This is a genomic window from Pseudomonas sp. Z18(2022) (assembly GCF_036346535.1).
Lineage (GTDB): Bacteria > Pseudomonadota > Gammaproteobacteria > Pseudomonadales > Pseudomonadaceae > Aquipseudomonas > Aquipseudomonas yamanorum_A.
Map to the genome: position 1 here is coordinate 1 of NZ_JAOTOA010000024.1, position 14,998 is coordinate 14,998.

13 protein-coding genes are annotated in these 14,998 nt (G+C 63.4%); 3 read left to right on the forward strand and 10 right to left on the reverse strand.

The window, feature by feature from the left end; all coding sequences use genetic code 11:
- Nucleotides 1-165: 165 nt before the first annotated feature.
- The 10 genes from V3W39_RS28815 to V3W39_RS28860 form a co-directional block, all read right to left on the reverse strand.
- Nucleotides 166-630 (reverse strand): MEKHLA domain-containing protein, encoded by a 465-nt coding sequence (locus V3W39_RS28815; protein WP_330213822.1) that lies wholly within the window; start codon nt 628-630, stop codon nt 166-168.
- A 16-nt stretch (nt 631-646) separates the two neighbouring features.
- The gene (locus tag V3W39_RS28820) at nt 647-1,777 is read right to left on the reverse strand and encodes an MFS transporter (protein ID WP_177047373.1); all 1,131 of its coding nucleotides are present in this window, start codon (nt 1,775-1,777) and stop codon (nt 647-649) included.
- Between the two features lie 75 nt (nt 1,778-1,852).
- A complete protein-coding gene (locus tag V3W39_RS28825; protein WP_330213823.1) occupies nt 1,853-3,217 on the reverse strand; it encodes an MFS transporter in 1,365 nt (454 codons plus the stop codon).
- A 92-nt stretch (nt 3,218-3,309) separates the two neighbouring features.
- Nucleotides 3,310-3,846 (reverse strand): alpha/beta fold hydrolase, encoded by a 537-nt coding sequence (locus tag V3W39_RS28830; protein ID WP_330213824.1) that lies wholly within the window; start codon nt 3,844-3,846, stop codon nt 3,310-3,312.
- A gap of 3 nt (nt 3,847-3,849) precedes the next feature.
- The gene (locus tag V3W39_RS28835) at nt 3,850-4,626 is read right to left on the reverse strand and encodes a DNA-binding domain-containing protein (protein WP_330213825.1); all 777 of its coding nucleotides are present in this window, start codon (nt 4,624-4,626) and stop codon (nt 3,850-3,852) included.
- Entirely contained in the window at nt 4,623-5,474 is an 852-nt protein-coding gene (gene bufB / locus V3W39_RS28840; protein WP_330213826.1) for an MNIO family bufferin maturase, read from the reverse strand. Before bufB ends, V3W39_RS28835 begins: the two co-directional genes overlap by 4 nt.
- A gap of 97 nt (nt 5,475-5,571) precedes the next feature.
- Nucleotides 5,572-5,844 (reverse strand): BufA2 family periplasmic bufferin-type metallophore, encoded by a 273-nt coding sequence (gene bufA2, locus V3W39_RS28845; RefSeq protein WP_003211275.1) that lies wholly within the window; start codon nt 5,842-5,844, stop codon nt 5,572-5,574.
- A gap of 24 nt (nt 5,845-5,868) precedes the next feature.
- A complete protein-coding gene (locus tag V3W39_RS28850) occupies nt 5,869-6,636 on the reverse strand; it encodes an alpha/beta fold hydrolase (protein ID WP_177047363.1) in 768 nt (255 codons plus the stop codon).
- Nucleotides 6,637-6,681: 45 nt separating this feature from the next.
- The gene (locus V3W39_RS28855) at nt 6,682-7,110 is read right to left on the reverse strand and encodes a DoxX family protein (RefSeq protein ID WP_177047361.1); all 429 of its coding nucleotides are present in this window, start codon (nt 7,108-7,110) and stop codon (nt 6,682-6,684) included.
- A complete protein-coding gene (locus V3W39_RS28860) occupies nt 7,107-7,379 on the reverse strand; it encodes a BufA1 family periplasmic bufferin-type metallophore (protein WP_169387734.1) in 273 nt (90 codons plus the stop codon). Before V3W39_RS28860 ends, V3W39_RS28855 begins: the two co-directional genes overlap by 4 nt.
- A gap of 577 nt (nt 7,380-7,956) precedes the next feature.
- Here V3W39_RS28860 and V3W39_RS28865 point away from each other — a divergent pair.
- From V3W39_RS28865 to V3W39_RS28875, 3 genes are all read left to right on the forward strand, one after another.
- Nucleotides 7,957-10,782 (forward strand): ATP-binding protein, encoded by a 2,826-nt coding sequence (locus V3W39_RS28865; protein WP_330213827.1) that lies wholly within the window; start codon nt 7,957-7,959, stop codon nt 10,780-10,782.
- Between the two features lie 277 nt (nt 10,783-11,059).
- Nucleotides 11,060-13,333 (forward strand): TonB-dependent receptor, encoded by a 2,274-nt coding sequence (locus V3W39_RS28870; protein ID WP_330213828.1) that lies wholly within the window; start codon nt 11,060-11,062, stop codon nt 13,331-13,333.
- 9 nt (nt 13,334-13,342) lie between these two features.
- Nucleotides 13,343-14,917, forward strand: a complete 1,575-nt coding sequence (locus V3W39_RS28875; RefSeq protein WP_330213829.1) for an alkaline phosphatase D family protein — start codon at nt 13,343-13,345, stop codon at nt 14,915-14,917.
- The last annotated feature ends 81 nt before the right edge of the window (nt 14,918-14,998 follow it).

The window sequence follows — 14,998 nt, forward strand, 5'->3', positions numbered from 1 at the left end:
AGCCGCGACGGGGCAGGGACGCCCCGTCGCGGCGGCCCGCGGAGCAATCCCGAAGTGAGGGTACGCCGAGCCACAGCGAGGCGCCGACAGGCGGGGCAGAGCGTTTTGGTTACTTTTGCGCTTTTCAAAAGTGACCCGCTGTAAGAGCGGAACCAATAGCAGCCGTTACCGCAGGAATGGATATGTACCCCGCCCCCCCTCATCCAACCAAAACAAAGCCGCCTGCCCCACCCCGCCCAACAAATTCCAAACCACCCCGGCATGAATCATGAACGGCTGTTCCTGCGCATCCACCCGCCACCCGCTGTAACCATGAGCAATCCCCCTGGCCCCAACCTCCTCCATCAGCACCTGCCGCGCCGGCCGATCCAGCTCCGAGGCACTGAACCGCGAAGGCATCCCAATAAAATCCTCACGCGGATACTTGAAGCAGCGCAACGCGCACTCATTCACATAGGTAAAACGCGGATCAACCGCCCCATCATGGGCCAGCAGACTGTAAGGCGCCTGCTCATGCAACCACGTCAACCGCTGCTCCAAACCCAACCCCTCGGGCGCCGGCAACCCCTGCCCGGTCCAATGCCGATAAGCCTCATCCAGCAACCGCACAAAATGCTCGTCAAAAGACACAACCAGCCTCACATCATCAAGTCGAAATCTTCGCCCGCCAGCAAAACACCGCGCTGACCGCAATGGCCGCCCCGGCCACGCCAAACACCCAGGGCGCCGACGCCACCGGCAGCAACAACCCCGCCAGCAATGGCCCAAGCCCCGCGCCCACATCCCGCCACACAGCATTCGAGGCTAACGCCGAAACCCGCATCGCGCCCGGATTGCGCTCCGCCACCAGCGTCGTCACCAACGGCAGTTGCAACGCCCGCAGCACCAGCACCGCCGCCGCACCGGCAATCACCCAGTGGCTGCCAAACGCCCCCAGCGCCAGCGCACTGAGAAAGGAAAACAGCAACAACATCGACGTGGCGCCAAACTGCTGCGCAGCCCGCCCGCCCAATGGGCTCAGCAGCAGTTCCGAGACATACCGCAGCGCCATCAAGCCACCGGCGATCAACACCGCATCACCACCGAGGATCTTCTGCGCCTGAATCGACAGGCCAAAGATAAACAGCCCATCCAGCGCCACGCCTTCGATAAACGACCAGGTCGCCACGCTGTCGGGCAGCTTGAAGCGCCGCCCGGGCGTGCCGTGCAAATTGTGGCCGGCCGTAGGCAACCCCCGCGCCATCCATAATCCCACCAGGCAACACCCCGCCAGAATCAGGAAAATCGGACGCGGGCCGACATGTAACGTCAGCCATCCCCCCAGCGGCAACGCCAGCATCGGTCCCAGGGCGATCAGCGCCCGCGAGCGCCCCGCCCGCCGCGCCGCACCCAGCGGCTCGGAGGTGGCCAACACTTGGGTGGAAAGGTTCAACGCCGCAAAACACAGGCCCCAGATCAGCCGCAGCCCAAGCAAGGCGGCGAAGCCGGACAGCATCGAATTGCCCAACGCACACACCGCAGCCGCGCCGGCGGCGATGGAGCACGTCAGCCGATCTCCGTTACGAGCATAGAAATTCAGAACATGCTTGTAGCCGAAGATCCGCACCAGGCGGTTGGCCGCCAGCAGCACCCCGGCCTGGGCCAGGGTGATACCAAACGCCTGGGACTCCATCGGCAGTACCAGGTACAGCAACACGTCACTGGGCAGGCACAGGCCGAGGGTCAGCGCGGCACGGCGGGAGTGGGAATCAGCACTGCGTTGGGCCAGATCAGACATAAAAGCTGAAACATTCAGAATTATTTAGACGGCCACGGTAGCCGTCTATCACTCTGTTTTACAAGGCCCGAATAATTAAACCTTGGTGCCGTCCTGCATCAGGCGCAAACCACTGGCCACCGCGCCTACCAGCGCAAACCCGCAGCCCAGCCACAACGCGTACTGCGGGCCGCTGCTCAGGGACAGGTGGAAACACAACGCCACCAGCGACGCCCCCAGCGTCTGCCCCATCAACCGCGACGTGGCCACAATCCCGCTGGCCCCGCCACTGCGGGCGATAGGCGCGCTGGTCATGATCGCCTTGAGGTTGGGCGACTGGAAGAAACCGAACCCGGCGCCACACAGGGCCATGCGCCAGCCGATATCAAAGGTCGAGGCGTCATTGCCCAGGGTCGCCAGCGAGGCCATGCCCGCGCTCAACATCACCAGGCCAATGCCACACAGCAACGCCAGGGAGATGCGGTCTGCCAGGCGCCCGGCAATCAGCGCCATTACCGCCACCACTGCCGGCCACGGCGTCATCAGGAAACCGGTGGCCACCTGGCTGTGGCCCAGCACCGTTTGCAAAAGGAAGGGCAGCGACACAAACGCCAGGCCCTGGGCACTGAACGCACAAATCGCGGTGAGGGCCGACAAGGTGAACAGCGGGCGCTTGAACAGATCCACCGCCAGCATCGGCGCCGGGTGCCCGGCCTGACGACGGATCAGCAACACCCCGCACAGCAGCGCCACGGCGATCAGCCCCAGGGTCAACACCCCCTGCGCACCGTGCACCGCCGACCCCAGCCCCAGTACCAACAAGGCAAACAACCCGGCGCAGAGAATCGCCGCCAGCCGGTCAAAGGCATGCCCGGTAATCGGGATCACCGGAATCGCCCGCACCCCGAGCCACAAGGCCAATGCGCCCAGGGGCAGATTGATCAGGTACAGCCAGTGCCAGGTGGCCACCGACAAAATCGCCGACGCGGCGGTGGGCCCCAGCGTAAAGGCCAGCCCCACCACCAGCGAGTTATACCCCAGCCCGCGGCCTAATATTTTTGCCGGATAGATATGCCGCAACAGCGCAATGTTGACGCTCATGATCGCCGCAGCGCCCAGGCCCTGCACCACCCGGGCGGCGGTCAGCGTCGGCAGCGACCAGGCCAGCCCGCAGAACAGCGACGCTATTACAAACACCAGCAAGCCGCCGAGGAACACCCGGCGGTGGCCAACTACGTCACTCAGGGAAGCAAAGGGCAGCACAGCGGCGATGGTCGCCAACTGGTAGGCGTTGACCACCCAGATCACCGAAGCGGAGTCGGTGCCGATCCCTTCAGCCAGGGTCGGCAATGCAGTGTTGACGATGGCCGTGTCGAGGGTCGCCATGCCGATCCCCAGGGAAATGGCGACCACCGCCGCTAAACGTTTATCACTGGGCAACCCATCAGCTACTGAAGACATGGACAATCCGCACACGTGGCAAAGGCCCTTAGATTACGGGCTGCGGCCTTTTTTTTCAGCGAACAAATGCGCGGCTGTCCAAATATTCATGTTCAGGTACGCCATGTCCCCATCCGCGCCATTTGCCCCAACACCTCGGCCAGCGCGGGCTGTGGCGCGCTGTTGACGGTCACCAGCGCCACACAACGGCTCGGCCGCAAGGTCGCCGCCGCCGTGACAGCCCGACCACCCAGGTCGAACCCGCCGAGCACTGCCTCCGGGATGTGCAAGGCGTTCATCAGGTCCAGCACGTCCTGGCCCAGCACCACCTCCTGGATGCTGGCGGGCGCAGCCTTGTCCAGCGGCGTGGTGCTGCCATGGCCCCGCAGGTACGGGACGACGACCCGCAAGCCCTGGGACACCAGGTGCGGCACAACCTCGGCGAAACGCTCAAGGTCACCGTCCGCCCCATGCAGCAAAATGATCGGCCTGCCCTCCTCGGGGCCGGCCTCGTAGTAGCCGATATCCAGCAGGTCGGTGCTGACCTGGCGGATCGTCCACTTCGCAGGCGCCGCCATGGCCGGCAGTGAAAGCACCACAGAGGCAATGGCGGTGGACATCAGAAAGCGACGGCGATTGAAAAAAGACATGGGTCATAGCTCCAAAAAATGCGACACAGGAAGATCGTCAACGATCCCCACAATCAACTCGCTGCCGATCCAGCCGGCCAGCCATTCACCGGCTTTCGCCACGCCCTCCTCGACCCCCAGGCGCTCCACCAGAAACTCGCACAGCCCGACAAAACTGCCGTTGCCTTGCAGGTGCACCAACGCCTGGAACTCCACGGCGTCGACCTGGCGCAGGCGCGAGGTGAATTGCCGACGCCACACCAGCAGCCCACCGGCCTCGGCCAGCATCACCGCCTCGGGCGCCGGGGTTTGTTGCCACAACGCCGACCAGATCGCCTCGGCGTTGGTGGTCAGCCCGTGGCAGCGCAGCGACGGCGTGAATTGCAGGCACGCCGTGTCCCAATCCACCGCCGCCAGCGCGTCCATGGGCAACGGGCTGGCATCGGCGGCGACAAACGCCTCATTGAGCGACGACTCGATCCATGCCAGTTCATGCACGTCCGGGTTGTTGGGGAACAGTTCGGCCAAGGTCTGGTGAAAGCCTTCGGGATAAACATCCAGGGTCCAGGCATGGGGCGGATACCGGTCGATATGGCTGATGGACGCGGCCAGGAACGCCTCATCCCCGACCCAGCGCCGCAGGTTGGGAAACGCCTGCTCCAGGCAACCCACCAACTGCGCGCGGTAGTTGTTCTGGTAAACCGCGAGGCCGGCGGTCTTGTTGCCAAGCACCTGGGCCGACTCGTCCGAAGCACTCACCAACCAGATGTGAAAGGCCTGCTGCCACTGCGCGAGGTTCATGGGCGTACCTGCGAACGCTTGTAGGCCTCGGAGGCTCCCAGCATCCGGGCGATCGACAGCTCCTCCAGCAGCTCGGCCAACGGCGGAATCTCGTCGTCGCGTTCGATCATCGTGGCGACCGGGCCGAGCAACCCGACGGCCTTGGCATACAGATCCCAGACCCCGTCACACACCGGGCTGTCGTGGCTGTCGATCAGCAATTCGCGGCCCTGGCTGTGCCCGGCCAGGTGAATCTGCCGGACTCGCTCGGCGGGAATTCCGTCAAGAAACGCCAGGGCATCAAAGCCATGGTTTCTGGCGCTGACAAACACATTGTTGACGTCCAGCAACAGCTCGCAGCCGGTGCGCCGGGACATGGCGGCGATAAATTCCCACTCGCTCATGGACGCATCATCAAAGGCCAGGTAGCTGGACGGGTTTTCAAACAGCATCGTGCGGCCCAACACCTCTTGAGCCAGATCGATATTCGCGCAGACCCGGTCCAGCGCCTCAAGGGTGTAAGGCACCGGCAGCAGATCATGAGAGTTGAACCCGCCACTGCGGGACCAGCTCAGGTGGTCGGACACGAACAGCGGTTCGATCTCGTCCACCAGGGATTTGAGGCGCTTGAGGTAATCGCGATCCAGGCCTTCGGCGGTGCCAATCGACATCGACACCCCGTGCAGCGCCACCGGATAACGCTCACGAATCCGGCGCAGGATATGCCGTGGCTGGCCGCCCGCGACCATGAAGTTCTCGGAGATCACTTCAACGAAATCCACCGCCACCGAGGTCTCCAGGAACTCGCTGTAGTGCTCCTTGCGCAGCCCGAGGCCGTAGCCCGGGAAACGCGGATTGGATGTCGGCATCACACGGTCTCCGTTACAAAACTGTAGGAGCGAGCTTGCTCGCGAAAAACCTGAGAACAACGCGGGACGCCAGGCACCCCGCGTGTTCACTGCGACCTTACTTCGGTTCAGTAGTAGTGCCGCCCAGCTTCAGGCACTCGGACGGGGTCTTCACGACCACGCCCTGGCCCTTGCAGCTGTTGAGGCCCTTGCAATCGTTCTTGGCCGTGGCGCACAGGCTTTCGCCCTTGCAGTTGTTCACGCCGTAGCAGCGGCCTGGCTGCTCCGGCTGGTCGGCGGCGCTCGCGGCAGCGGCGAAAGAGGCCGACGCCATGGCGATCAGGGCGGCAGCAGTGGCCAGGCTCAAGCGGGATTTGATGGACGTACTCATGGGTGTTACTCCTCGGGGTGGGGTTTATTTGATGACGGATGCAGCGTCTTCGATGACCTTCGCCACAGCCTCAGGCTGGGAGATGTACACCGAGTGGCTGGCCTTGATTTCGGTGACCTTGGAGCCGGCGCGCTTGTACATCCAGCGCTGCAGATCCGGGCTCAGGGCGCGGTCTTCGGTGGACACCACGGCGTAGGTCGGCTTCTTGTGCCAGGCTGCGGCCCAGATGGTGCCGCCGAACAGCGCGGTGGTGGCCGGCACTTGGGAGGCAGCCATGAAATCGGTGCGGTTGGTGGTCAGGTCGGCGGCGAAATCGGCGTTGAATTTGGTGCGATCAAAGAACAGGTGACCGTCGCGGGTTTGCTTGACGTCGTTGCTCGGCGCCGGCATCGACGACAGCAACTGGCTCATGTTCTCGCCGACTTCCGGTTGCAGGGCCGAGACATAAACCATCGACTTGACCTTGTCGCGGTCACCGGCAATCGAGATCACACCGCCACCGGAACTGTGACCCACCAGCACCACCGGGCCGACCTGCTGCTCGAGCACTTCGCGGGCTTCGGCCACGTCTGCGGCGAGGCTTTCATGGCCCTGATGCACCACGGTCACCTTGTAGCCCTTGTGAATCAGGATGTCGTGCACCACTCGCCAGCCAGAGCCGTCGACGAAGGAACCGGGCACGATCACCACGCTTTTGCCGGTGCCCGGCTGGGGCTTGGCCGCATCGGCCGCCGAGGCCAATAAGGGTGAACCGAGTGCCATGGCGATCGCCAGGGAAGAAAGAATACGCATGCGACTCTCCACAGGCCTTGGGGCCTGATCATTGTTGTGAAAGGGTTAACGGCGCTGGCCGGACAACACGCGGTCGAGTGACCAGGCCCCGCCGCCATACGCCAGCAGCGGCAATAACAGCCCCGCCCAGGTCAGGTGGGTCGGCCAGGCGTCGGGGTACACGAACACCTCGATCACCAGGGTCATGCCCAGCAGCGCGGCGGCCGCCGGACGGGTCAGCAGGCCCAGCACCAGCAACAGCGGGAACAGATGCTCGGCGTAGGTCGCCAGGTGCGCCGCCCATTCCGGCGGCACCAGCGGCAAGGCGTATTCCGAGCGAAACAAGGTGTAGGTCGACGGCTTGAGCTGCAGGAAACCGGTCACCTTGGTGCGGCCCGAGAGGAAAAACACCGAAGCGATACCCACGCGAGCCACCAGCAACAGCAGCGCCTCAGGCAGCACACGCTTGAGCACCGCAGGGGCCCGGGCAATCATGGTTGTTCCGTCAGGCTGCCGAAGCCTTTGGGGGTCTTGATCTGGGTGCAGGTGCCTTTGTCCACCAGCACCCAGGCGTTGCCCTGGTAATCCGCCTTGGCCGTACCGGCGCAGGAAGTACCGGCACCGGCGGCGCAATCGTTGGCACCGGCGAGGGACACGCCGAAGCATTTTTCCTGGGGCTTGGCCTCATCGGCATGGGCGGTGGCGGCGAAGGCACCGAGGGACAGTGCAAGGGTGGCGGCAAGGGCCGCGTAATGGCGCTTCATGGGTTGGAACTCCTGGCTTGACTGAATGTGGCCAGGGCGCTTGTGCGGTGGGTGACCACCTGCGCCATCTGGTAGACAGATTTAAAGCCAGGCGTGTATCCCGTCTGTGTCGCGTTCCCGCCTTCTATTCATGCCGGTGTATCAGGTGGGTGCTGATACACAGTCTGATACACAGCCAAAAAACCACCGCCAAACCACCGCCGTTTTATTCGGCTTCCCGAACGACACAATTAGAAATATTCGCCTTTCCGAACACTCCCCTTCCCGCGCCGTCGACGACCTCAAAATTCCCCATAAATTTCATAAGGTTGTTGTCATCTTTGTTACATGCCAACTGGCATACATTCTGCTACATCAGGTTTTCTAGTAATAAAATGTTTCTAAATTGAAACAGTCTCATCGCCTGAAACCCAACGGCCCCGCGCCCTATAACAATGTCCATGCCCCAAAGGAGGGCGGCAATTCTTACCTTTTTGATCGACTTCAACTCTCCAAGCCTGCTGCCGCACGTAAGCACCCAAAAGGGCGAATGGCCTGATCGCCAATAACAAGCCCGACTACAAAAAAGGACAAATTGATGAGTTCGAGCAAATACCCCGCAGCGTCCTTCATGGACCTCGCCCCCCATGCCCCGGACCACACCGAGAACGCTCTCGGTTTTGGCCCCTTTCTCTTGTTGGCGCGCCAGCATGTCTTGCTGCGCAACGGCGAGCCGGTGACCCTCGGCAGCCGCGCCTTGTACTTGCTGATCGCCCTCGCCAGCCGGGCGGGCGAGTTGCTGGAAAAGTCCGAACTGATCTCCTTCGCCTGGCCCAAGGTGGTGGTGGAGGAATGCAACCTGCGCGCACAGATCGTTGCGCTGCGCCGGGCGCTGGGGGATGACGGCAACTTCAGCTACATCGTCACCGTGCCTGGCCGGGGTTACCGGTTTGTCGCACCCGTAACGTTGCAGGCCGTGAGTGAAGGCGCCATGCCCCAGGCTCTGGTGCCGGCGCCGACCGTGGAAGAGCCCAACCTGCAACCGCCACCGAGCACGGTGATTGGCCGCGAACAGCTGATCCTGAGCCTTGCCGACCAGGTGCTGAACCAGCGCTTCGTGACCATCACCGGCCCCGGCGGCATCGGCAAGACCACCGTGGCCCTGGCCGTGGCGCAACTGCTGCAGGGCCGCTTTCACCAGGGCATGTGCTTCGTCGACCTGGCCCCCGCCACCAGCGGCCAATGGGTAGCGGGCATGCTCGCCAACGCCTTGGGCATCCAGAGTGTGATTGACGAACCCTTGCAAAGCGTGGCCTCGATGCTCGCCGACAGCCCGCTGCTGCTGGTGCTCGACAACTGCGAACACGTGCTGCAAGCCACCGCCGATGCCGTTGAGGTGCTGCTGCGCTGCGCGCCCCAGTGTTGCGTGCTGACCACCAGCCGCGAACCGCTGCGGGCCGAAGGCGAGCGGGTGCACGACCTGGCACCGCTGCTGGTGCCCGACGAAGACTCAAGCCTGAGTGCCGAGCAAGCCATGACCTGGTCCGGCATCGCGTTGTTTATCGAGCGGGTCAAGGCCCTGGACCCCGGCTTCGTGTTCAAGGACACCGACGTCGCCGCCGCCAGCGCCATCTGCCGCAAGCTCGACAGCAATGCCCTGGCCATCGAAATCGCCGCGGCGCGGGTGCGCACCTTTGGCATTCAGGACCTGGTGGGGTTGCTCGACGGCAGCTTCCGCCTGCAAATGACCGGCCGGCGCACCGCCCTGGCCCGCCACCGCTCACTGAGCGCGACCCTGGACTGGACCTACTCGATGCTCACCGGCGACGAACAGGCGATGTTGCGCCAACTGGCGGTGTTCACCGGTTCCTTCACCCTCGATGCGGTCAAGGCCATGACCGCCAGCAGCACCCTCGATGCCCGCAACGCCCTGCCCTTGCTGGAAAGCCTGATGGACAAGTCGCTGCTGATCGCCGGTGAATCGCAGCTGCTCAAGCGCTACCGCCTGCTGGAAACCACCCGCGCCTACGCCCTGGAAAAACTCAGCGAACAGGGCGAAGCCGATGCCACCCGCCAGCGCCATGCGCTGTTCGCCCTCGGGGTGTTGCAGGAAGCCGGGCAGACCCTCGACAGCCTTTCCCCCGACACCTGGGTCGGCCTCTACGGCCCGGAAATCAACACCGTGCGCGCCGCGCTGGAGTGGGCGTTTTCAGGCTCGGGCCACCTGCCCACCGGCATCGAACTGACCCTGGGCGGTGTGCCGTTGTGGCTGCGCCTGTCGCTGGTGAGCGAGTGCCGCACCTGGGTCGACAAAGGCCTGGCCAGTGCCGCCACCACCCCACTGCCGCTGCGCCAGCGCATGCTGCTGCAAACCGCCTTGGCCAGTGTGCTGATGCTGACCTACGGCACCGGCGGGCCGATGCGCGAAGCCTGGCGCCAGGTGCGCGAAGACGCCCGCGACCTGGGCGATGCCGAGCACAAGCTGCGGGCGCTGTGGGGCTTGTGGAGTGACCGCTGCGGCTGCAACCAGTACGCCGAGGCGCTGGAACTGGCCGAGCGCTACATCACCCTGAGCAGCAGCGGCAACCAGCAACTGCTGGGCAAACGCATGCGTGCGGTGGCGTTGTTTCACATGGGCGACCTGGTCGGTGCCCGGCAAAATATCGACGAGGCGCTGGGCTCACCGTCGGCCCCGCGCTCGCACATAATCGATGTGCATTTTGACCAACGCATCGCCGCTCGCTGCCTCAAGGCACAGGTGCAGTTGCTGGAAGGCGATGTCGACCCGGCGCTGCACCTGATCGGCAGTTGCGTCGATGAAGCCATCACCCTCGATCACCCCGCGACCCTCTGGTACACCCTGTGCCTGGGGGCAATTCCCCTGGCACTGTTGGCGTCCAACCTGCCCAAGGTGCGGTATTACCTGGGCTTGCTGCAAGACAGCACGACCCAGCAGGATCTGCATATCTGGCGTCAGTTTCGACTGTGCTTTGAAAGCATTCTGTTGATCCGCCAGGGGTCGCCCGAAGAAGGCGTGCCGTTGCTGGGTGAGGCCTTGCATCACCTGCATGGGCAAGGCGATAGCCAGCTTTATAGCTTGCTGCGTTGTGAATACGCCCTGGGGCTGGCGCGGCTGGGCCTGGAGAAACTGGCGCTGGAGGTGCTGGAAGACACGCTGCAATTGGCACTCGGACGGCATGAGCGCTGGTTCGTGCCGCAGATGCTGCGGATCAAGGCGCAGTTGATCTTGCGCCAGGCCCAGTACGGGTCGGTGGACAAGGCCAAGGTGTTGCTGCGCCAGGCGTGGGTGGATGCCCAGTTGGCCGGGGCGCATTTCTGGCGGGCGCAGATCGCCAGTGACCTCGCCAGGCTGCAGGAACCGAAGCTGCGGATTGCTGCGTTACCGAGGTTTCAGCATCGGTAAAGGCCGCTGGCCACGGTGTGTATTCGTTATCCCGATGACGGATACACAGCCTGTTGATTCCCAAACAACCTGCCCACCTGACTGTTGCTTTTTCAGCGAAACCTGCGCGCCATTCAAAAATAACTCAATTAAATCAAATACTTAATTGTTACAAAATGATGGCACATAGCTTGCTATCACCTCTTCCAGCTTACTCTTCAAAGAGCGGCCCCTGCGTGAAGGGACGGCACCCCGCCGGCCCCACGCTCAAGAATCGGATTTCTTAAGGGACCTTGCCATGCACCCTCTGCTCCGTCATCAGCGTTATACCCGACCCACGCGCCCTTTCATCCTCGCCAGTGCGCCCTTCATGGCCCTGCTGGCAGGTGACGCATTAGGCGCCGAACAACCCGTCACCACCGCCCTGCCCCAGGTCACCGTTACCGCCCAACGCCACGAAGAATCGGCCCAGGACGTGGGTATCGCGCTCACCGCCCTCAGCGGCCAGGACCTGCAAGACAAGGGCGTGACCAAGGTCAACGACCTGCAAAACTACGTGCCCAACCTCGACATCGCGCCCCAGTACGGCGGCGGCAACCCCCTGTTCCGCATACGCGGTGTCGGCCTCAAGGACTACGGCAGCAACAACACTTCCACCGTGGGCGTGTACCTCGACCAGGTGGCCTTGCCCTACCCGATCCAGACCCAGGGCCAACTCTTCGACCTGGAGCGCGTGGAAGTTTTGCGCGGCCCCCAGGGCACGCTGTACGGGCGCAACAGCACCGCCGGCGCGATCAACTTCATCACCAACAAACCCACCCAGGAATTCCACGGCGGGCTGACCACCAACTACGGTTCCTACAACGCCAGCAACGTCGAAGGCTTCCTCTCCGGCCCGTTGACCGACACCCTGCGCGCCCGCCTGGCCTTCATCACCGAACAAGGCGGCGCCTGGCAGGAAAACCGCGTGACCGGGCAAAGCCTCGGAGACAAGGACAACACCTCGCTGCGCGGCCAGCTGGACTGGGACGCCACCCCAGACATCAACTTCAACCTCACACTGCACGCCGGCCAGGACAAGTCCGACAGCCTGGGCTCGTACCTGTATCAGGGCCTCAAGCCCAATGCGACCAATGGCCGGGGCTATTCCGCGATCAGCGCCGAAAGCGACCCGAGCAAAACCGGCTGGGGCCTGACCCCGGGTTTTGCCAAGCTGACGGGCCTGTCGGTCGGTGACAAGCCCCATCGCGACAACGACAACACCGGCTTTGCCCTCACCGGCACCTTCGACCTCAATGACCATTTGAGCGTCACCAGCATCACCGCCTCCGACCGTTTTCGCCGGCGTGAATACATCGACTGGGACGCCTCGGTGATCCCGCAATCCGACGAATACTTCGACTCCAAAATCGAAGTCTTTTCCCAGGAACTGCGCCTTGCCTCCCACGACAACGAGCGCTTCAACTGGCAGACCGGGCTGTACTTCGCCCAGGACCGCCTCGACGAAAACTTCTATTCGGACTTCAGCGCCAACCTCGGCTACGGCACCTACACCTCGTACACCCAGAAGTCGAACACCTACAGCGCCTTCGCCCAGGGCGACTACCAACTGACCGACGACTGGAAACTGATCGTGGGCCTGCGCCAGGAAAAAGAGCACCGCGAACTGCAAGACTTCAGCACCCAGCGCATTCTGGTGAACAGCGGCGTCTACAGCCTGGGCCAGCTGAGTTTCCCGGCAGCCGACAGCGACCTCGACAGTAACTCCACCTCTTGGAAGCTGGGCCTGGAATACCAGGTCACGCCATCGACGCTGCTGTATTCCACGGTCAGCCGCGGGATCAAATCCGGTGGTTTCACCGCCTACAATTCCAGCTACGCCGAGCAGATCGCGCCGGTCAAACCGGAGAAACTGCTGGCGTATGAGCTGGGTTTCAAAAGCGACTTGAGCGACACCCTGCGCATCAACGGCTCGGCGTTTTACTACGACTACCGCGACCAGCAGTACCAGTCCCAAGTGTGGATCAGCCAGCAGATCGGCAACGTCGGGCGCCTGGTGAATATCCCCAAATCGAAAATCTACGGCTATGAATTCGAGCTGCAATGGGAACCGCTGCCGGGCCTGACGCTGGGCCAGTACTTCGGCACCAAAAAAGGCAAATACCTCGACTACAAAGGCCTTGATAGCACCGCCACCCGGGCGGTGGGTTTTGCCTATCCGGTGTACAACGACTTCTCCGGCTCCAGCCTGACCAACTTTCCGAAAATCAGCTACGGCGGCCAGCTCCAATATGTGTGGGACGTCGGCGGCTTCACCTTCAGCGCCGAGAGTGACTACTCGTTCCACGACCGCATCGTCGGCAGCAACGGCACCACCACCCAGAAATACTGGCTGGCAAATGCGCGCCTGGGCATAACGCCCAAGGGCAGCAACTGGTCGGGTGCCTTGTGGGCGCGCAACGTGTTCGACAAGCAATACGACCTGTACCACGGCTCGTTCCTGTCCAACGCCCAGATCGCCACCCCCGGTGAACCACGCACCGTGGGCGTCCAGGCCAGCTATAAATTCTGAGGACCTGCCATGACTGTTGATCTCAATCGCCGGCAGGCCTTGCGCCTGTTGGCCGGGGCGGCGGCCGCCCCGCTGATCCTGCGCTACGGCAGTGCCCTGGCCGGTGTTGCCACGCCATTTACCCTGGGGGTCGCCAGCGGCGATCCGTGGCCGGACGGCTTTGTCATCTGGACCCGCCTGAGCACCCTGCCGCTGTTTCCCGGCAACGAGTACGCGTTACCCGCAAGCATCCCGGTGGACTGGGAAGTGGCCCTGGATGAAAACTTCAGCCGCATCTCCCAGCGCGGTCGCACCCACGCCCTGGCGATCAATGGCCACGCGGTGCATGTGGAACTGCACGGCCTGCAGCCGGGGCGGGAATACTGGTACCGTTTTATCGCGTTGGGCGAACGCGGCCCGGCGGGTCGAGCGCTGACGCTACCGGCGCTCAACGCCAGGGTCGACCGCCTGAAACTCGGCGTGGCCTCCTGCGCGCATTACGAGCGTGGCTTTTTCAGCGCCTATCGGCACATGGCCAATGAACGGCCCGACCTGGTGCTGTTTCTCGGCGACTACATCTACGAATACACCAACAAACCCGGCACCCCGGGCCTGGCCCGCAGCTATGGCGCCCCCGAAGCCACCGACCTCGCCGGCTACCGCTATCGCTACGCGCTGCACAAGACCGACCCGGACCTGCAACAACTGCACGCCGCCGCGCCGTGGATCGCCACCTGGGACGACCATGAAGTGCAGGACGATTACTCGGGCCTGTCCTCCAGGGACCCAAGCGTTACCGTGGCCGCGTTTCAGCAACGGCGGGCGGCGGCGTATCAGGCGTTCCTGGAAAACATGCCGGTGCGTCGGCCACCGATAGGCAGCAATGGCAGCCCGCAGATTTACCGGCGGTTTACCTACGGCGACCTGGCGGCGATCCCGGTACTCGATGGCCGACAATATCGCTCGCGCCAGCCGTGCTACCAGGCACCGAACTTCGGCAAGGGCCATATGGAATTGAGCAGTTGCGTCGACCTCGCCGACCCCAAACGCACGCTGTTGGGTTTCGAGCAGGAGCGCTGGCTGTATGACGGCCTGCGCCGCAGCGACAGCCGCTGGAACCTGCTGGCCCAGGACCTGTTAGTGGCACCGCTGCGGGCGCAAAAAACCGGCAGCGACGACGCCCGTTACTGGACCGACAGTTGGGACGGCTTCCAGGCCGCCCGCGGCCGCCTGATTGACAACCTGCGGGACAGCCGCGCGGCCAACCCGGTGGTGCTCAGCGGCGACTACCACTCCTTCTGGGCGAACCATCTCTACGAGCGGCCCGAAGACCCCGACTCACGGCTGTTAGCGGCGGAGTTTGTCGGCACCTCCATCACCTCCAACGGCCCCAGCTACGAAGCGGTGCAATCGATCCTGCCGGACAACCCGCAGATTCGCTTCTACGACAGCCGCCCGCGCGGGTACCTGTCATTGGAGCTGACGCCTGAACGGCTGGAGGTGAAGATGCAGGCGATTTCGGACCGGCTGGACCCGAATGCCACGGTCTCGACCCTCAAACAGTTTGTGGTGGAAAGCGGCAGCCCGCAGGTGCAGGAAGTTTAATTGCGCCCGCCCCTGTCCCACTGTGCCGGCCGGACCAGATTGCCCAACCGGCCAGCGCACGGTCACCTCGTCGCGCACATC